Origin of the sequence: Mesorhizobium sp. M0491, assembly GCF_040321265.1 — a bacterium.
In the GTDB taxonomy this organism is placed as follows: Bacteria; Pseudomonadota; Alphaproteobacteria; order Rhizobiales; family Rhizobiaceae; genus Mesorhizobium.
The window spans coordinates 216,714-235,972 of record NZ_JAMYRE010000004.1 but is presented as its reverse complement, the minus strand read 5'-3'; the positions used below and the strand labels follow the sequence as shown (position 1 = coordinate 235,972).

The 19,259-nt window shown below is 58.1% G+C and carries 13 protein-coding genes and 7 pseudogenes; 8 read left to right on the top strand and 12 right to left on the bottom strand.

The features are described 5' to 3' along the window. Positions 1 to 72 precede the first annotated feature (72 nt). Positions 73 to 337: pseudogene (locus tag NKI69_RS33540) on the top strand (hypothetical protein); the annotation flags it as partial. On the opposite strand, the gene NKI69_RS06765 reads toward NKI69_RS33540, so the two are convergent. Then, positions 334 to 558 (bottom strand): hypothetical protein, encoded by a 225-nt coding sequence (locus NKI69_RS06765; RefSeq protein ID WP_352720606.1) that lies wholly within the window; start codon positions 556 to 558, stop codon positions 334 to 336. The pseudogene NKI69_RS33540 and the gene NKI69_RS06765 overlap by 4 nt on opposite strands. 168 nt (positions 559 to 726) lie before the next feature. Here NKI69_RS06765 and NKI69_RS06760 point away from each other — a divergent pair, with 168 nt between their 5' ends. Continuing rightward, on the top strand, positions 727 to 1,947 hold the full coding sequence (locus tag NKI69_RS06760) for an ATP-grasp domain-containing protein (protein WP_352720604.1): 1,221 nt from the start codon (positions 727 to 729) through the stop codon (positions 1,945 to 1,947). 362 nt (positions 1,948 to 2,309) lie between these two features. Here NKI69_RS06760 and NKI69_RS06755 read toward each other — a convergent pair. Continuing rightward, positions 2,310 to 2,854 (bottom strand): annotated as a pseudogene (locus NKI69_RS06755) (transposase); the annotation flags it as partial. Between the two features lie 317 nt (positions 2,855 to 3,171). Continuing rightward, positions 3,172 to 4,275 carry an o-succinylbenzoate synthase gene (menC, locus tag NKI69_RS06750; protein WP_352720602.1) on the bottom strand — a complete coding sequence of 368 codons (1,104 nt, stop codon included), beginning with the start codon at positions 4,273 to 4,275 and terminating at the stop codon, positions 3,172 to 3,174. Positions 4,276 to 5,478: 1,203 nt separating this feature from the next. Between menC and NKI69_RS06745 the strand changes: the two genes are divergently transcribed. The 4 genes and pseudogenes from NKI69_RS06745 (at position 5,479) to NKI69_RS06730 (ending at position 7,532) form a co-directional block, all read left to right on the top strand. Beyond that, entirely contained in the window at positions 5,479 to 5,712 is a 234-nt protein-coding gene (locus NKI69_RS06745; RefSeq protein ID WP_352720600.1) for a hypothetical protein, read from the top strand. Positions 5,713 to 5,790: 78 nt separating this feature from the next. Further along, positions 5,791 to 6,501 carry a hypothetical protein gene (locus NKI69_RS06740; protein WP_352720598.1) on the top strand — a complete coding sequence of 237 codons (711 nt, stop codon included), beginning with the start codon at positions 5,791 to 5,793 and terminating at the stop codon, positions 6,499 to 6,501. 48 nt (positions 6,502 to 6,549) lie between these two features. Further along, positions 6,550 to 6,738, top strand: a pseudogene (locus NKI69_RS06735) (hypothetical protein); the annotation flags it as partial. 164 nt (positions 6,739 to 6,902) lie between these two features. Beyond that, positions 6,903 to 7,532 (top strand): hypothetical protein, encoded by a 630-nt coding sequence (locus NKI69_RS06730; protein ID WP_352720596.1) that lies wholly within the window; start codon positions 6,903 to 6,905, stop codon positions 7,530 to 7,532. A 348-nt stretch (positions 7,533 to 7,880) separates the two neighbouring features. Here the strand turns inward: NKI69_RS06730 and NKI69_RS06725 are convergent. The 6 genes and pseudogenes from NKI69_RS06725 to NKI69_RS06700 all read right to left on the bottom strand — a co-directional run. Further along, positions 7,881 to 8,030, bottom strand: a pseudogene (locus NKI69_RS06725) (IS5/IS1182 family transposase); the annotation flags it as partial. Between the two features lie 65 nt (positions 8,031 to 8,095). Further along, the gene (locus tag NKI69_RS06720) at positions 8,096 to 9,013 is read right to left on the bottom strand and encodes an HpcH/HpaI aldolase/citrate lyase family protein (RefSeq protein WP_352720594.1); all 918 of its coding nucleotides are present in this window, start codon (positions 9,011 to 9,013) and stop codon (positions 8,096 to 8,098) included. Positions 9,014 to 9,141: 128 nt separating this feature from the next. Further along, positions 9,142 to 10,293 (bottom strand): CaiB/BaiF CoA transferase family protein, encoded by a 1,152-nt coding sequence (locus NKI69_RS06715; RefSeq protein WP_352720745.1) that lies wholly within the window; start codon positions 10,291 to 10,293, stop codon positions 9,142 to 9,144. Positions 10,294 to 10,312: 19 nt separating this feature from the next. Further along, a complete protein-coding gene (locus NKI69_RS06710; protein WP_352720743.1) occupies positions 10,313 to 11,560 on the bottom strand; it encodes a methylaspartate ammonia-lyase in 1,248 nt (415 codons plus the stop codon). Between the two features lie 71 nt (positions 11,561 to 11,631). Further along, a complete protein-coding gene (locus tag NKI69_RS06705; protein WP_352720592.1) occupies positions 11,632 to 12,627 on the bottom strand; it encodes a succinylglutamate desuccinylase/aspartoacylase family protein in 996 nt (331 codons plus the stop codon). A gap of 199 nt (positions 12,628 to 12,826) precedes the next feature. Continuing rightward, positions 12,827 to 14,170, bottom strand: a pseudogene (locus NKI69_RS06700) (IS1182 family transposase). 119 nt (positions 14,171 to 14,289) lie between these two features. Between NKI69_RS06700 and NKI69_RS06695 the strand changes: the two are divergent. Together NKI69_RS06695 and NKI69_RS06690 are read left to right on the top strand one after the other, a co-directional pair. Further along, positions 14,290 to 14,419, top strand: a pseudogene (locus tag NKI69_RS06695) (IS21 family transposase); the annotation flags it as partial. A gap of 299 nt (positions 14,420 to 14,718) precedes the next feature. Next, positions 14,719 to 15,873, top strand: a complete 1,155-nt coding sequence (locus NKI69_RS06690; RefSeq protein WP_352720590.1) for a M24 family metallopeptidase — start codon at positions 14,719 to 14,721, stop codon at positions 15,871 to 15,873. A gap of 23 nt (positions 15,874 to 15,896) precedes the next feature. On the opposite strand, the gene NKI69_RS06685 is transcribed toward NKI69_RS06690, so the two are convergent. From NKI69_RS06685 to istA, 3 genes and pseudogenes are all read right to left on the bottom strand, one after another. Beyond that, positions 15,897 to 16,466, bottom strand: a complete 570-nt coding sequence (locus NKI69_RS06685; protein ID WP_352720588.1) for a hypothetical protein — start codon at positions 16,464 to 16,466, stop codon at positions 15,897 to 15,899. Between the two features lie 489 nt (positions 16,467 to 16,955). Next, positions 16,956 to 17,401, bottom strand: a pseudogene (locus tag NKI69_RS06680) (ATP-binding protein); the annotation flags it as partial. 134 nt (positions 17,402 to 17,535) lie between these two features. Continuing rightward, the gene (istA, locus tag NKI69_RS06675; RefSeq protein WP_352720586.1) at positions 17,536 to 19,071 is read right to left on the bottom strand and encodes an IS21 family transposase; all 1,536 of its coding nucleotides are present in this window, start codon (positions 19,069 to 19,071) and stop codon (positions 17,536 to 17,538) included. Positions 19,072 to 19,259 lie beyond the last annotated feature (188 nt).

Below are 19,259 nucleotides of genomic sequence, written 5' to 3'. Positions count from 1 at the left end.
CCAGGCGCCGCTGACTCTAGGGCGGCGAATGGTTCATGAACGCGGAACCGACCCTGATCGCGCGATTGGTGATTCCATTTTACCCCATCCGGCTCCTGGCTCAACGCCGTCGAGGGCTTCTGCGCCAAACTCACCCGGCCCAGGCTCAAGCACGGCATCTTCCATGCCGTTGTCGATCTTTAGGCCGCCCATCAATGGCTTCATCCGCCAATACAGTGCCGAGAACCCGCAACCATGGAAGCAAACTCCGATGACACCATCGCCGCCCGATACCGGGGGTCCAAACTTGGAACCACTCCAGCGTCTGCGGATGGCACTGGTTTTGCGGGTGGCCTAGTTATCCATGACGACATCGATGTCCGGGTCGCTCGGCACGTCGGCTACTATCTCGCGCAGGAACTGGCGTGGTTCATCGTAGAGGCCATCGAGCCTTTGTTCGGCAAAGCGCCGACGGCATGTGCCCACTGTTTGGGCATTGCACCAAAGTGTGCGGTAATCTCCATGTTCTCGACCCCCAATAGCCAGCAGCACTATCTGCGCCCGTATCGCCAAAATCATCGAGACGCTCCGCTGCCGCACCGCTGGCTAACAATTTGTTGTAAAAATTATTTTTACAGAATCTTCACGACCGCTGGTCGCTAACAATGCTATCTTCCTGAGGTGAGCACAGATAAAAAGGACTGATGCCAATCAGTCCAACTGCACACAACTGCGGAGTTAACAACAATGGCGAAAAAAAAAGCGCTCTTCCTGCTTGAAGACTCAATTTTTAACGGTTCTCTATACGTAAAGGCAGCTCGGCGTCTTGGTCTTCACCCAGTTATCCTATCCTCTGATCCGACTCGATACGAGTATCTTCCGGCGGAAAGGATTGAGGCAATTTGCGTCGATACAGACAATCTCGATGCGCTGATCCGCGAATGTTCCCGGCTAACTACGACTTACGACATTGCTGGCATTACGAGCTCCAAGGAGTCAGTCTATGCGACTGTTGGCAAGCTCTGCCGGCATTTCGCTCTGCCAGGACCGAATCCCGAATCGGTTGAACGATGTTGCGACAAATTTACCCAACGTCAACTCCTCGCTGAGGCCGGCGTTTCAATCCCTACTTACCGTTTGGCAGAAAATGCGGCGGAGGTTGAACGCGCTGCCACGGAGATCGGCCTGCCGGTGATTGTTAAGCCGGCGGTAGGCATCGGGAGTATCGGTGTCCGATTGTGCCGCGACGTCGACGAGTTGGCCGAACATACGACCTATCTATTAGGTGGGAAGCACATTTGGCGGTCCTCCCCGAGGATACTGGTTGAAGAATTCGCACAAGGCCCCCATTATATTGCCCATATTATGGGAAAGGAGGTCATTGGGATCGAGACGGCTGAGTTCGGGCCCCCACCGCATTTTGTCTTTCGTGAAGGCATCTTTCCGGCACCGCTTGATGATCACGAGCACGAGCGTATCGCACATGTTTCGCTGAGCTGCTTGAGAGCTCTCAGCCTTGGCTGGGGGCCAACATGCATTGAACTCCGGTGGACGAAGGGTGGCCCAGTTGTCATTGAAGTCAATCCGCGCCTTGGTGGCGGTCCTCAACACATTCAGCTGGCTTACGGTGTCGATCTTATCACCGAGCACATCAAGATTGTCATCGGCGAGCAATGGAATTTGCTTAGAAGGCATTCGCGCATTGCGGCCTGGCGGAACCTACTTCCTGATCGCGATGGCGTCCTCGATTGGATCGATGGTGACGGCCTGGCGGCTGCAGTGCCAGGTGTCGCAGAGGTCAAATTGCTTGTTAAACCCAAGAAGCCGATCGTCAGGAATGGCGACTACCGAGACTCCTTGGGATATGTCATGGCCGTTTCATCCAACCTTCCTCAGGCCAAGGCGATACTTCAGCGTGCCGTCGACTTAGTTAGTTGGTCGATCACACCATTTCCGACTGTTGGGTGAGTAGAAACACTGAACCTAGCGGAGCCGATCTGTTCGACGCGCCTTACCACGCTAGAACGGGCGGCGGATTCGCCAAGCGAGACGGTCCTGAGAGTCCTCTCTGGGTTGTTGAGGTCAAGCTACTGTTGCCTTTTTTGGACCGGTGTCGCCTCGCGGGTCACTCGCTTCTCTTCGCGGTCGGCGCAGGGCCGCGCATGATTGGGTCAGGAGAGCGAGGCGTCTCAAATCTGTTGAACGACCGTGGGAAAGTTCACCCCAGGATCGTGCCTGCTAACGAGATCGCCTTGCCCATCGTCCCCACGGGAACGATCCAGGATCACCCTTATGGGCGAAACTCCTTCTTCATTTGTCAGTTGTCCATTTTATGCCGATACCGGACTGGGTTCTTTGCCGAAGCGGAACTTGGTCGCGTCGCTCCACATGCGATAAAGGATGACGGCGAGCTTCCGGGCAACAGCGACACGGGCTCGCGCCATATCGCGCCGCTTGGCGAGGTTCATGCCCCGCGTGCAGGCTCGACCATTTCTTGCAGCGCGCGAGTGGCGCATGAGCTGCTTCGTAAAGCGCTTTGCGGGCCAGTTCGCCCCCTGTAGCGGCTGACTTGCCCTGGATATCGGTCTCACCGGGACTGGTAGCGCGCCGGGGTCAGTCCCAGTTGCGCGGCGACATCCCGCGAGCGGCGAAAGCGGTCCGGCCGGTCGATCGCGACGCGGAAGGCGAGCGCGGTGATCGGGCCGGACACTTGAAACCCTCATCAGCCGCCGACAGACCTCTTCCTTGCGAACGATACCAAGAACCTGCTTCGTCAGGCGGACGAACTCTCCCCGCATTGTGGCGAGATCGCTAGCAGCGGCTCGACCAGCGGCATTACAACCGGATCTGTGCCGGCCAACTCGCGCACACGACCGAGCCAAATGCGGCCGACAGCGAAATTCCAGTTCCTCGAAATAGCGGACCAGTGCCTTGGGCTCGCTGGCGATTTTGACTCGGGCACGATCTTTCCGGGCGCCCCCTGCCTAGATGCCTTAATGAGCAGGGCTTCGGGTTAGGTGGCTGTCCCACAGAATGATCGTGTTGAAACGGAGACCCAGCGCCCGCCCGGTTCATGCCAATCGGTGACTTGCAAGGATAGCCGAGCCCTTCTTGTTGGACGCAAGCTTCTGCAAGGCAAGCTTCTCGACGTTGAACTGAGCATCCGCGGGGCGCGCGCTTCATGCTGAAACTTCATGCCTTGATCGTCTCGACTGATGAGGAAACGGAGTCCAGAAAATCCCAGTCCACCGTCACGCCGATCCCTGCACCGTTCGCCGGGATCGGCATCAAGCCATTGGAGGTTTCCAGCCGCTCGACAATGACGTCGCGCTCAAAATAGCGAGACGAGGACGAGGTGTCTCCCGGACGCGAGAACTGTTCCAGCGTGCAGAGATGGATGTTGTGGGCACGGCCGATGCCGGTTTCCATCATGCCGCCGCACCAGACTGGCACATCAAAGGCGAGGCAGAGGTCATGCACCTGCTTGGCCACCATATGGCCGCCCAGACGGCCGACCTTGATGTTGATTAGCCGCCCGGCATCGGACTGCAGTGCCTTGCGGCAATCTGCCAGCGTACGGATACTTTCATCCAGACAAATCGACGTGCGCAGTATCGATTGCAGGCGCACGTGGTCATGCAGGTCGTCCCAGGCCAGCGGCTGCTCAATATAGTCAAGCCCATAATCGTCCAAGTTTCGCAAAACTGGCAGATCGGCCAGCGTGTAGCAGCTGTTTGCATCCACGGTCAAATGGATATCGGGGAACTCGGCGCGCACGGCATCGAGAAGCTTCAGGTCATGGCCAGCCCTCACCTTCAGCTTGATCCGGCGATAGCCTTGCTGAACATAGTGGGCCACTTCCTGAAGTGTCCGGGAGATCTCCTTGATCCCCAGCGAAACACCAACCTCTACCTGAGAGCGAGTGCCGCCCAGCATCTGCCAGAGCGGCAGACCCAGCACCTTGGCCGAGAGATCCCAGAAGGCCATCTCGACCGCAGCCTTCGCCATCTGGTGATCGCGCCACGGCCGGAACAACCGCTCGATTTCCTGCGGGTTGGCAAGACTCTTGCCTACGACCGCAGGCAGCAGCACATCCCGCATCATCATCATCGAAGAGACGATAGTCTCGGGCAAATAATCGGGCAGCACATCCGCTACGCCTTCGGCATAGCCTTCGCAGCCGCTCCCCCGCAGCACGACGATGGGCGCCACCCTCTTCACCACGGTTCCGGAGGAAATGGTGAACGGGTTAAGCAGCGGAAGCTCGATCAGCCGCAGTTCTGCGGATTCGATCACGAGAGGGTCTCTCAGGCTCGGACTCGACATAATATTCCTTCCATACGAACCATCGGACAACAGTCCGCCACGAGCGGCTCACTCAGGTCTACAAAAAAATCGGGCTATGGCGGTATTATTCCGAAATCCGGAGGCGGCCTTGATTTAAGCCGGCACTCAGGAGAAACTAGGCGACCGGAGCGAGGACGATTGCTAAAATCTGAGCGATGCAACGTTCAGGAGATGCCGAACGAGACGATCAGATCGCCAAAATCTGTTGCAGCGAGTGAAGCGCGGCGAGCTGGAAGCCGTTCATGTCATCCGTCGACAGAGAAAAGGCCTATCTATCAAGACCATAGACACCATTCCCACCCTCTTCGAACAGGCCTCATGAACCAGGGGGTATAATGACAATGGTTCCAAGAAGCCTTTGATGTCGAGGTCCAGAACCCAGTCATACTCCCAGCAACGCATGCGCCTGCTCTACCGCCTAATGGGCGGATTTCCCCGGCCGATAGCCGTAGGAATCCGGATCGAACGCTTGACCAAGCGCCGGTTCCAGATGCTGCTTGACCACCATCTGCGCGACGCGTCCGCGACCGTCGGTATGCCCCGAGTCGGACGCCCCCGCCGGCCTTGGGGATCTCCACGTGCCTCACCGCCGGCGGGAAGTAGCCCCCCGATGCCATGCGGTTCTACAGCTTATAGAGATTGTTCTTAAGGTCTCTTGCGAAGTTGCTCAGGCTCTGACCATCGACCCCCGCCATGTGTTTGTGTTTGGTGATCGGCAACGGTTTGCACGAGTTCATGGCGCTCCTTCCCGGCAGAGCCGGTTGGCGCCTGAGATCGGAGCGGGTAACGCAGCCCCTTCGCTCCATAGCCATTACAGTCCCTTCACCGCTATGCGGGCTGCTCCATCCTGTCATGGGTACCGGTATTTCTCCCCCGCGGTGTGCGCCACTTGTGGATTCCCCTTGCCACCCCACTCCGGGTTCGCTCGTTCCGTACCGAAGCCTGTGAAGAGTTCATGCCGCCTATGCACCGGCTGCCGCGTGGACCGTAAGCAGGTGTCGTCCACACTCCTCCGGGCGTTATTACCCGACGCCGGTTTCGACAGCGTCCGAACCATTTCGATGCGTCACTAGACAATTTTGCCGAACAGCTCTGCCATAGCCGGGACGACGCCTGCCGTTGTGGCCCCGGCGACGTCAATAACAGTTTTAGATGACTGCATTCTACATTCAGCTTTGTCGTGTCTGCGACAGGTTTGTTGGCAAATTTCTTAGTTTGAGTCATGCCAAGCAACTGAAAAAACAAAAAAATGCCTTCTTCCCCACGTCCTGCCTAATTGGCGCGATTTTTGATGCCCATTCTTGCGAGGCGCCAGGTAGCGACCGGCGCCTCGCCGGTTATCAACTGCCCGACACGGAGGAAGCCCGATTTGCACAAGAACTATAGGAGCGATGCAAAGCGAGGCTGGCTCAGTAAATTGTCAGCATGAGTCGTACAATTTCTTCCATTCACACGGATCTCTGCATGCTTAACAACGTAAATACGTTAACAACTTCTAAGTTCATATGTGCAACGCACGACTCTATTTTAAAATTCGGCCTCTACCTCACTATGGGAGATGATTTTGATGAATATATCATGATCACAGATCGTCTTCCTGGAAAATCCCCGACCTATCCACATTTTCGTCCAGGTTGTTCCGACCTTTCACCTGCAAACGCGTTCTGGGTCATCGGCAGGGACCGGGCAGACAGAATAGCACATGTCCAAGCAATGCGTCTCTACAATCTCCGCACTAAAAGTCTTCATGATCACCTTGAGACGCTCGGAGATTACTACGCGGCCCCTGATCTCCTGGCAGGGCCTGGCTCATCGTGTACCTGCTACGCACCGTCCGCCAGAGGCATTACCGGGCTAGTAGCATATCGCGGCGACCTCTGGCTTCGCGAGGATTTTCGCGGAATTGGTCTTCCGCCCTTTCTTAGTCGGATCGCGTTTGGACTCGCTTGGACTAAATGGTCACCGGATTTCGTTTATGCCCTCGTTGCTGCTTGGAACATCGAAAAAGGTGTAGCAGATCGTAACGGCTATCTGCACAAAGAGTATGGGGCAGTCGCGCGATTGCCATCGCGCGGAATAAACGACGACGACTGGCTCGTTTGGTTGACCCGAGACGACTTGGTGAAAATGCTTTCGAGCGCTACGAATGCCGCGGTCGCAACGAGAACAGAATGATGGTCCCTTTATCCACTAAACGCTACACGCTCTTCGCCGCCCGTTAAGATGGCCAAGGTTCCCGGCCTCGCCAGCGCCTTTGCCGGCCGCTGGCGCATCGTTGACATGGATGTTTGGGATAACGACTTTCTCGATCTCGTCGAGGAAACGCATCTGACCTTCAAAGGCTCCGCGGATGGCGAGAAGGCCTTCGGCACACCCAAGGGCTTCCTCGATGTCCGATATGGCACCCGCGAGGCTTAGCCTGAGCTTGGCAGGTCATCATGTGTGAATGCTGCGACGCCGTGATTTGCCGTGCTCCATGCCTTCCGTTTGCTGATTTTACCCGAGCTTTCGATTGTCCAACTTCTCCCGCGGGCCGACAGGGTGGTGCTTGTGACCCGGCCGAAGGCGATGGACTAATGCTGTCCATGTTGCGGCCGCCGAACCCGCCGCGTCCACGGTCACTACATGCGCCGATCGACCAATCTGCCGTGGCATGGGCGGTTATCGAAATCCGGCTCACGCACCGCGGCTTCGATACGTTAATTCACAATGCCCGCGACGGATCCTCACCGAATGCTAAGACGGCTCAACTGAAAGCCCGGCGTACGGTTCGGCTCGGCGGAAGCCAGATGGCGATTGGCTTTGCGGAGGGTGACGAGCCGGGCTCGCGCCTGGATGTTGCGGATGATCCGCGCTGGCGGGGTCGGCATCGACTATTAGCCCGGTGCAAGGCGCATCGCTACGGAGATCATCTGCGATCTGGAGCGCAACCGCGTGCTGATGAATCTGTTGCGGATCGAAATGCCGGCGCGGTCGCATCATGGCTGGAAGGTCATCCAGGCATCGAGGTCATCCCGCCCGATTGCCGAGGGCGCCGTCACGGTGCGCCCAATGCAACGCAGGTCGCCGACCGCTGGCATCTTCTCCAGAATTTGGGCGAAGCGTTGCGCCTGGCCCTCGGTCGCGATCGCAAGGCGGTCAACACCGCCGGAAAGGCCATACGTTCGAGATGCCGGAAACGACGCCAAGCCGTCCCCGAAACTTGATTGCCTGCGCCGGTCGACGCGCAGCCAGCGCAGTCGGCTCTATGCTGAAATCCTTTAGTTGCGGGAGGCCGTCTGTTGCCTCGACAGATCGGGCCCCGGATTGGCATCAACGTGAGAACTGTTGAACGCTGGCTTACTGCGGGCGGTGAGCCCGACGACCGGCGGCCGCCCTCACGCTCCATCCTCATGGAATCTAGAAAAGCCCTGGGTGGACCGAAATCAAGCACCGCGGCTTTGAACGCAGCAGGGCGACCATCTACAGGTGGACCGCCGCCCGCAAGGAGCGGTCATCGACTGCTCTACCAAATTCGCTGTGGCGGCCGCCATCGCGCCGGAACTGTGCATGGCTGAATACAGCGCCGCCATTTCCCGCTCGAACGCCGCCAGTGCCTCGTTCACTCTCGCCCGAATGCGGCCCAACGAATGACCGCGCCGCACCCGAGCCTCGAGATCAACATAACTGAACAGTCCGCTAGACCGTTCGTCTCCGCCGCTCATGCCTCGTTCTCCCCTGAAACACTGAATCACGCTCACAGCCCCGCTGCGAGCCACTCAACAGGCCGCTAGCCTAGTCTAGGTGCTGTTCTACCGGCGAGAGTCAAAATCTCGTGAGCTCGCCGCACCACCGGCGGATCAACCATCCTACCATTCAACGAGAATGCAGATAGCCCGCGGGCGGTGGCATCGTTTTCCGCTGCAACAACAGCGCGGGCCCACTCAACTTCCTCTGCGCTTGGCGAGAAAGCCTCATTGAATATGGCCACCTGTGTCGGATGGATCGCCAAGGCTCCGGCAAAGCCAAGCTGCCGCGCATGCTCCGCGGTTTCACGAAGCTTATTGCTGTCCGAAAACTCGCCGATGCTTCCGATGAAACCCATCGGGAGCAACCCGGCCGCGCGGGCGGCAAAAAGAACGGAAAGGTTCGGCGCCATGAGAAGGTCAAATTCCGGCGCGCCGCCGACAGCGGCACTGAAGTCTTCAGGGCCAAGCGCCATTGCAGCCATCCTGGGATGCGCCGACGCAATGGCCGCCAGCCTTTGCAACGCGCCTGGGGTCTCGATCTGGGCAAGGAACCGGATGCGTCCCTGAGGAAGATTTCTTTCTCGTTCAAGGTCCGAAACCGCATTCGCGATCTCTAATATCCACTCTGCCGAATCCGTCTTCGGAAGAACAAGTGCGTCAACGCCCGCGATCACGGCTGCATCGAGATCGCCCGCTAAGGCACGCAAACCACGATTGACGCGAACCAAAACGGATGCACCCTTGCGCGCCACTTTTGTCACGGCTTCGGAAAGCTGCCGCCGTGCCTCACCCTTCTGATCCTGGGGAACGGAATCCTCCAGATCGAGAATGATGCCATCTGCACCGCGCTCATGAGCCGTCTCCACAAAGCGCGGAACGTGAGCGGGAACGAAGAGCATGGATCTCCAGCGTGGCATAAAGATCGCGCCTTCAACGGCCAGAGCGATGTTCTTGATCATAGGAACTCTACGGTTGATTTTCGCCGGTGGCGGCAGTGGGCTTGCTGGGTGTCCTATGCGATTAGGTAGCCGAAGTATGCGCGGTCCGTGTAAATCGCCAGTGCACCAAACTTTTCGACAACGCTCGCTCACGCAGACGCGGCTTGCGCGCGCAAACGCCCCAGGATTTCCTCGCGGACAATTTCGGTGTGAGCGCCTAGAGCCGGAACCGGGCGCAGTGAGGGTTGCTCGAAGTTGAAAATCGCCGCCGGCGCTATCGCCTCGACGGTTCCTTCGGGTGTTCCGACCTCAACCCTGCGAATGTGCGGATGGTTTGAAACATCTCTCACTTCGTTCAGTCGGCCATATGCCAAGCCGGCCGCCTCGAGCTCCCGCATCGCTTCATGGCACGACAGTTCACAAAATCGCTTCTCGATGACCTCATCAAGCTGTGCACGGTGACCGAGGCGCTCCATGTTATCGGCTAAACCAGGTGCGCGTGTAAGCTCCGGCTGCTTCAGAAATTTCTCGCAGAAGTTTACCCATTCACGGTCATTTTGAACCGAAAAGATGACGTCTTTGCCATCGGCACAACGATAGGCGCCATAGGGCGCTAGCGACGGGTGTTTCACGCCGGCCCGTGCCGTATGATAGTCACTATAGTCGTTTTGCAGAACTGGAACATTCATCCAGTCGGCGACGGCATCAAACAGTGACACCTGAATGCTCGTCCCTTCGCCGGTGATCTCTCGGTGATAGAGCGCCTGAAGAATGGCACTATGCGCCGTCATGCCGGCTGAGATGTCGCAAACCGAAACCCCTACACGCGCTGGCCCTTCTTGGTTGCCCGTGATCGCGCATAGACCTGTTTCAGCTTGGACAATTAGATCATAAGCCTTCAAGTGGGCATAGGGCCCTTTCTCTCCGAAACCGGAGATGTCGCAGGTGATCAGCCGCGGATATCGTCGACGCAGATCAGCAGACGCGAAACCTAGTTTTTCGATACTGCCCGGCCTGAGATTTTGAATAAAGACGTCAGCAGCGGCAATGAGCGTGTCGAGAACCTGGCGGTCCGTCTCCAACTTCAGGTCTAGACACACCGACTCCTTGCCCCGGTTGAGCCAGACGAAGTAGGCGCTCTGCCCCCGAACCAACTTGTCGTAGCTTCGGGCAAAGTCCCCTTCCGGCCGTTCGATCTTGATCACTCGGGCGCCGGCATCCGCAAGGCGAGATGACGCATAAGGCGCGGCCACAGCCTGCTCCACCGCGACGACGGTGATCCCCTCAAGGCTATTCTGCATTGCTGACACACCGCCCTTTTCAACAAACATTTTTAGCTGCTCGACGGTTCAGAATCGCGAGCAACCGGTTCTGTTCGTTCCCAACGACCGAAAACGCTTCGTCTACACCCATTCCGGGCTTTGCGAGCATCATGTCGGCCTGGGTCGCTACCGAAATGTGGACTGAAGCCTGGGCGGAGAGATCCGTCTCAGTACAGCTCCCCCCGACATACGCCCCAACCTTATTCGCCTTGCAGAGGAGAACAGCGCGCGCCGTATCGCCGATCGAGCCGACGTCTGGCGTTTTGATTTGAACCAGATGCGCGGCCTTCGCTTCGGAAAAGAGCCGAATATCCTCAAGCGTATTGCATCTCTCATCCACGACGATACGTGCGCTGGAACCCCGACTATCCAGAATCGATACGATTTTGGCGTAGTTCTCAACTTGAGCTTGTGTCGAACCAAAATCCGCCGGGGACTCGATGTTGAGCAAGAAATCCGGGACGGTATCTGCAACCTTGCAGATAAAATCGGCGATGCTTTGCGGCCCCAGGCCGATTTCCTGACCGATCCAGCCATACACATCGAAATGCAGCACCGGATGATATCCCGGGCGGCCGATTTCGCGCGTGCGCGTAGCAACCCACTTCACGAACTCCATGAAAGTCTGCCCGCCGACGCCGAATTTCTGCCGTGAGTTGATCAGGCCGTGCGGAAGCACATCCACAGCCTTCAGAATCATTTTGTCCACGTTGATTTCGCGAGCATCGCCGCTCTGGCAGTAGATCGGGACCCTACGCGTAGGCAGTGGCAGGTTAAATTCACTGCATACAACCTCTGCCATTGTCGTACATTGAAGGTGGGCGGCTGCGCGTAGAAGCGCCTGGCTGACCCCGTACTCAATTGCGAGAGGTAAGCGCTTGTGGCCGACGGGCTCAAAAACCTTCGCGCAGGCATCAAGGTAAAGAGACGCATCCACATCGAGAAGCCGCGGCGCCACGGCGCGCGAGGTCAACTCCGAGATTTGATCGCTTTCAAACAAAGCATCGCGCCCGCCAGCACCAGAGTACTGAACGCTCATCATGTCGCCCCAAACAACTGTGTCGTCGGCAAGAACAAGCCCAATACTAAGTGAAGATGCCGGAATGCGGATCGACGTGAACCCAGGCGTTATCGGTTTGCCTATATAGATAAAGCCGTCTTGGCTCGCACCAGACCTGATGGCCGCTTGATCATCATAGAAGAATGCGCCGTTGCCAGGCGCAAGGAGGATGTCTTTTATGTGCAATCCAGTCACTTGATTCATTCCGAGGAGACTAGGGTCGTTCCGAGCCGCGCTGGCTGATCTGCACTTGATTCTCAGATCTTCAGCGGCCGCGCAAGGAAGGCTACTCCTTCATTGGAGTTGACATGCGCGCCCGATACTATGGCTAAGACGATGGATGGCCCCGGCGCGAGGATGTCAAGGGAGTCAGCAGACAGCGAATCCATCGGATGTAGGACGCCTATGAGATCTCCTTGCTTCACTTCATCCAACACCGAGCACCGCGGTTCGAAGATGCCGGGCGCAGGAGATTTCAACCAATCGGAGGGATGCGTTTCGAGTGTTTGGCCGGACTTCAGTTTACGGAACGTTGGATACTCGGCTTTGCCTTCGACCAGCCCGAGCGCGATAAGCGCGTTGCGTACTCCAGCCTCGTAGATCGCGAGATTGTCCGCGCCGACCGTGCCGCCGCCGAATTCAGCGCAGACAAATACCTTGCCCTGGTTTTGGGCCACGATATCGAACATGCCAGCCGTATCGTTGTGTTGCCAGACCAATGTCACGGGCAATTTGAACGCTTCCGCCATTTTTACCGTCCTGGCCATGAGATCAGGATCAGCTACGGGATGCGTCGTCGCCGCTGGCGGAAGCTCCCATGTTGGTCCGAAGCTGTGTAGATCAAATACAATGTCGACCATCGGCAACAATACGCGCGAAACCGCATCCGCGATTCGTTGTGTCACTGATCCGTCGGCGCAGCCCGGAAACACGCGATTGAGATTCAACCCGTCGAGCGGGGTATTGCGACTCCATGCTTCCACGGCCAGCGGATTGAGCACGGGTAAGACGATGATCCTTCCACAGGTTTGCGCTTCTGGCAGCCACTCGATGAGCCGACGCGAGACGAGTGGCCCTTCCAGTTCGTTGCCATGATTTCCGCCAGTGATGAGGACGCGCGGTCCCTCCCCTCTATTGAGACTGAAAATCGGAAGCGAAAGCTCGCCATGGTCTGTACCTGCAGGGACGACAAGGTGCCCCCTACTTACGCCGGACGTATTGGAATCGAACGTAAGATGTGGTGCTTTGCTCATGTTCAGCCTATTGCGGGTATTCAGGCGACTTGGCGCCGGGTAGCGTTTCCCTTCTGCAAGTATGTGCCGAGCTGTCTTCAATTAGCCAATATAATGTCCCGGACGGTGCCATCGCGTTTTTAGATGGCCGCTCGTCGGCATTGCTAGGAGCCCGTCCAGATAGGTCATTGCTACGGGCACTTGTTGCACGATAGCCGGCTCAGGCGGGCTTTGCGAGGGTGAACAGCTTGAGGAGGTTATGGGCGGTGCAGATCATTGCCCACTCGGCACGCACTTTTTCAACGCCCCGCAATAGGAATTGGCGGAAGCCACGTGCCTGTTTGATCTGTCCGAACACTGGTTCCACCACTTGCTTTCTCAATCGATAGGGCGTTTCGAAGCCGCCGTCGTCGATCTTCTCTCGCATTCGTTGGGTCAGCGGCCCGCCGACTTTTCCGCTCGCGGCGGTCGGGTGCTTGGCGCGTCCGGGCGCGACGTAGCCGTCGATGCCGTGCGCTTCGAGCGCTTCGAGATTGGCTTCGCTGCAGTAGCCGGAGTCCGCTGAGGCCTGCGCTGGCTTGGCCCCGAGATTATTCTCGATGGCCTCGATCAGGGGCACCAACTGGCCCTGGTCACTGCCGCACTGCGTCAGGTCGTGCGCGACAATGATCTGGCCATGGGCATCCACGGCAGCCTGCGCATTATAGGCCTGTACGAAGCCATCCTTCGACTTCATGGTGCGGCTTTCCGGATCAGTGAAGTTGCGTAGCGCCTTGGGATCGGGCTCCTCTGCTGGCGCCGCCGCCGGTTTGCCAGGCTTCTTGCGGCCTGCGGCCTGGCGCTGCTCTTCTTTTCGGCCTCGATCCGGCGCTCTTCTTGCGCCGCCAGCTTGGCCTCGGCTTCCAGCGACGCCATCGCCTGCTGGATCTTGGCCAGCCGCTTCTGCTTGTCGCCGGCCCAATCCAGCATCTCGTCGCCGCGCTTGTCCTTGCCGAAAGTCACGTCCTCCTCGGCAGCCGCGGCCTCGGCCGCCGCCAGCATGCGAGCGACTTCGGCTTTCAATTCCAGCTCGCGCTTCTTCATGCGCTCATAACTCATCGCCTTGTGTTTCGACGCGTTCGCCTTGATCTTCGTGCCATCCAGCGCGACATGGCCGAGTTTGACCAATCCTGCCGTCTCACACAGCTTCAGAACCTGCACGACAGCGCCTCGAGCGCCTTCAAATGCCGCTTGCGGAAGTCGCTGATCGTCCGGAAATCCGGCGGATCGAGCGCCACGATCATCACAAAATCATTCCGTTCGCGGCAGGCCCTGGCGATCCGCCGCGACGAATACAGCCCGCTCGCATAACCGTGCAGCAGAAGCGCCACACCATCATCCGCGGGTCGAACGGCGGCTGCCCAAGCCCGCTCACATAGCTGCCCGTGATCTCCTTGAGATCAAAGCTCTCACGCACCAGTTCAACGATGAACCGCGAGACATGGCCTGACGGTACGAAGTCATGCACGCTCGCTGGAAGAAGCAGCGTCTGATCGATATTCCAGGGCCGAAAATACTTGCTCATAGCCCAAGATTGAATCAGACTCGTCAATAGTTGACCAGTGACTATCTGGACAGGCTCCTAGTCGTTCCGGTCTTTGCGGGACGGGAGCGGCGCTGGGGTTCCAACTTGGAGAACTCGAGATGACGATATTGGATCTACACCGTCAGGCCCTGTCCCTGACCGCGATCGCCCGGCGAACGGGACGCAAATCCCAAGACAGTACGAAAATATATCGAGTGCGGGCTCGAACTCCCCGCCTATGGCACGCGACAGACGGGGCGGCCAAACAAGATCGGGCTCTTTGTCGACTCTCTAGGAACGGGGCTCCTCTTGCAGACGGCTAAACATCAAAGTACCGATCCGCAGGCCTGGCTTTCCCCGGCCTTGCTTGCGTGAGCCACCAGAGGCGCATCGCAAAATTAGATGACAACCATATTAACTCTGCGTTTGACGCTCACTCTCATCGGGAGTGATAGTCACCAGCACTTGAGACGAGCGACTGGGGTCGCGAACCTTACCCGCTTCAGAATGCGCTCTGTCTTAATATAGATCAATCGGAGAGGCAATATATGCCCGCGTTTACCCAAAACGAATATCGTGAACGTAATAATCGACTCCGTCGTCAGATGGCAGAGCGTGGCATTGACGCGCTGCTCGTCCTCAACGAGTCAAATATGAATTATCTGACTGGCTATGAAGGTTATTCCGATTACGTTCCGCAGCTCGCACTTGTGTGCCAAGACGAAGAAGATCCGTGGCTAATCTTGCGCGAGATTGATACGCTTAACGCGACACCGACTTCTTACTTGTCGGAATCCCGTGTCCTCAGTTACGCGGAAAAATACATTGGTTCGAGCGAGCGTACGCCCTGGGAACCGATAAGCGATCTCGTCAAGGAGCGCGCCAAATCCAGTCGCATCGGGGTAGAAATGGGGGCGAAAATACTTGGCATGAAGTCCTATGCCGCTCTTGCCAACAATCTGGATTTGTCAAAGGCTGTCGATGCGGACGGCATGGTTTCGACCCTGCAACGAGTAAAATCGCCGGCAGAACTCGCCTACATAGAACAGGCTGGGAAGATTGCAGATAGGGCCCTGCAAGCTGGCCGGCTCGAGATTGCGGTGGGCGCGCGGGAATGTGACGTGGCGGCCGCCGTACAAGGTGCTCTCCTTAAAGGAACTCCCGAGTTTCCTGGGGGGCCTTGCTATGGTGCTCCCACCATGCCGGTTGGCTCCCCGGCCACAGCACCCCATCTCAAATGGTCCGATGCCACCTATAAAATGGGTTGCCAGACTAATTTTGAGTTTGGCGCATTCCGGCACCGCTACGCCTGTGCATTGGCAAGGACGGTTTTCCTGGGTGAACCGAGCGCTCGCGCAAAGCACTTGCATCAAGCGGCGGTGGACGGCTTCCTCGCCGAGTTCGACGCAATACGGCCAGGAGCCAAATGCTCCGATGTCTCGCATGCATTTAAGCGAGCATTCGAGCCCTATGGCGTACGTAAAGAGTCCAGGAGCGGTTACTCCATCGGCATCGACTGGAATGCTGACCTCAGCTTTCAGCCCGACGACCATACCGTCATTGAACCTAATATGACTTTCCACGTTCTCGTGGGTATTTATGAGAAGGAAGATGGCTATATCTTCAGTGAGACGGTCCGAGTGACTGAAAGCGGTGCGAAGTCTTTCTGCAATATGCCACGTGACATCTTGGTAAACTATTGACCTCTAGTCTCTGATGTTCCCTGTCAAGGTTGAAGGCAAGAAGGCTCGCCTGCTTGGCAGGGCACATCCCCAATCTCGGCCGCAAATATCACTGCGACCAAGAACGAGGCGCCGCGCATGGCCTGATAGGCCTCGACGACCCGCGCCATGGACCAGGTTGGCACGACGGCGCGCAGCTGGTCATCCAGGCGGTGTAGTCGCTGAGCCGCGTCCTCGATCGCGTCGATCTTCTCCTGGAACACGATCTGCTGTTCGGTATGCTCGAAGCTCTGGCGGGCAAGCCAGTGCCGGTGCGCCAATGTCCAATGAGCGCCGTTCTCGTAGATCCGCCCATGGCGCAGGAGGAAGGAAAGCAGCTGCTGGCGTTTGCGGCGCAGGTCGTCGGCTGCGGCTTCGCGGGCCCGGACCAGATCGCGGACAGTATCGTGGACCACGTCCGGCACCGTGGCGTTGACGATGCGGGCTGGGACCGCGTTCACTGCCGCCGCAACAATCTGGTGCGGCTGCCGAAGCTCATAGCTGGGACCAGCTGACATGGCCAAGGTTCCACCCAACGCCAAGGCCGTTTCCTCGATCTCGTCGAAGAGGCGCACCGTCCGGAATCATTCGAATGCGCAGCTGCCGATCAGGCGCACGCAGTTCGGGCTTTCGAAGCGGATTGCTTCCGGGCACAGGTCGAGCGCTTCCTGTATTCGTGCGCCGTTGTTCTAGGGCAACGAGTGGAGTGCGCCCCTTAGGGTGGACACTGATCAGGCTGAGGACTTGACCAGCTTGTCGGGTTTTCGAAGAGTGAAGACCCATGACAAGGCACCGTAATCACAGCATTCAGTTCAAGCGCCAGATCGCTCAGGAGTATTTGTCCGGCGAGTCACTTCACGGCCTGGCGAGACGTTACGACATCGCGCGCAACTTGCTCGACCGACTATGACCACCTGCGTATTCCAATGATTCCGGACATTGCATTCCGAGACGAAACCGGACACCTATTCCGATAGAATACCGGACGCGATTCCGAGGCGAAGCCGGACGGCTTAGAGCGCCTCTGGGTCTTTTTCGATATTTGTCGACGAACTCGTTTTCGGTCAAGCGGGAGTTGCGTCTGGGATTGGCAGGACCTTGTGTTTGCGCATGCTTTCGCCGGAAAGTTCGATGCGATAGGCATTATGAACAAGGCGGTCGAGAACGGCATCGGCGATGGTCGGATTACCGATCATATCGTACCAGTGATCCACGGGAATTTGACTTGTGAGGATGGTGGAACGCTTCTCGTAGCGATCCTCGACGATTTCCAGGAGATCGCGGCGTTGTTCGTCGTTGAGCTTCTCCGGCCCCAATCGTCTAAAGTAAGCAAGTCCGTTTTGGCCAGGCTCTTGAGCAGCTTCGCGTAACGGCCGTCTCCGCGGGCAAGGGCGAGCGAGGCGAAGAGGCGCGGCACACGGTGGTACGCGACCGAGAGATCCTCGCGACATGCCTTATGGCCGAGCGCGCAGGCCAGCCAGCTTTTCCCGACGCCAGCTGGTCCGATCGGGAGCAGGCTATGGCGCTGTCTGATCCAGTCGCATGTCGCCAGCCTGATGAACAGAACGCGTTTGCCATGCCGGAAAGGCCGAGTTCGCGCAGCATGTCGATGGTGGGATTGGTCAGCATTTGTTGATTATCTCCTTAATGAAAGTAGCCTGGGCCGCGAAGATTGGCGTGCTCGCCGACGGCGGCAGGTTCGGCGGTGTGCCTTGAGGCTTTGTGGGATTTGATGAGGGCGCTGATGCTTTTGCAGTTCAGGCAGCCGATCTCGAGAGCACGGGTCGAAACGGCTTCGGCCTGCGCCGTGTCGATCGCCTGGTAGAGCTTGAGAACGCCGAGGCATGTTCTGAATCCCTGTTCCGGATGCGGCCGGCTGGCAAGGATGGCGATAACGAGCCCCTCGGTCTGTGGACCGATCGAACGAGCCCAGCGCCGGAAGCGCTCCGGCGACCATTCCGCGTAGCGGCGGTGCGAACTGGGCATGTGGTCCGGGTCGGTTCCAAAACGGGCCCCACCATAGCGGCGCTGATGGGCCGCGACGCGTTTACCCTTGAAGAAGATCTCGATCGTTCGGCTCGTCGCCCGGACATCCACCTGCTCTCGGATGAGGCTGTGCGGCACCGAGTAGAAATAGCGCTCGAACTCGACATGATAGTCTGTCGATACACGCGCCAGCCGCCATTCGGCGAATTCGTATTCCTCGGCCGGCAGCACGGCGAGCGCTGGACGTTCCATCGCCTCGAACAGGTCGCGACGGCACTGGTCCAGTCGGCGCATGACGTGGGTGTTGATCCGCTCGACAGCCTCCCGGATAGCGGCATTGGCTTCGTCCAGGGAAAAGAAAGTCTGGTTACGCAGCCGGCCGAGAATGCAGCTCTGCGCGAAACGGACGCCACATTCGACCTTGGCTTTATCCTTCGGTCGCTTCGGTCGCGCCGGCAGAACGCCGACACCGTAGTGCGAAACCATCATGCCGAAGCTGCGGTTGATCTCGGGGTCGTAGAAGCTCGACCGATTCACGCCAGACTTCAGATTGTCGGGAACAATTAGCCGCGGGACGCCGCCAAAGAAGCGGAACATGCGCACATGCGAGCCGATCCAGTCCGGCAGGGTCTGGCTCCAGGTCGCCTCGGCAAAGGTGTAGCTCGACGCGCCGAGCACCCCGAGAAAGATCTCGGCCTCGCGGATCTCGCCGGTCTTGCGGTCCACGATCGGCAGCTTCTTGCCGGAATAGTCGACGAACACCTTGTCTCCGGCGACATGCACTTGGCGCATCGTCGGCGTCAGCCGCCGCTCGAAGCCTCTAAAGAGATCACAGAATCTGCTGTAAGCGTAACCATCGGGATGAACGGCCCGATACTCCTCCCACAGGATCGACAGCGTCACGCCCGGCTTCTTCAGTTCGACGGCCAGCGCCCCCCAGTCAGGCTCGGTGCGTCGGCGTATCCCTTGTTTGACGCCCTGACGGGAGAAGAGCCGATGTTCGAGAACATCGTCAGTCAGCTCCGCCGGTAACGGCCAGGATAGGCCGGCGGCAGTCGCTCGCTCTATGTTGTCCTGCACCGTGCTGCGGGCAATCCCAAGCATGGTGGCAATGTCGCGAACGCTTATGCCGTCCGCGCTTAGCCGAAGCAGTTGTTTCAATTGTCTCATAGTCAGCCTTCTTCTCTTCGGCATGCGTCTCTCCTCTACCGTCGAGGAAATGCATGCCCAGGCTGCTGACCCAAAGGCACTATCCAGGCTTCAAAACTGTCCGGTATTCAATCCGAATCGCGTCCGGTAAATCGTCGGAATCCGCAGACCACCCGCACAAGCAGGCCGACGACACTGCGATCGTGGAGGCGGTCGACGCGCGCCTCACGACC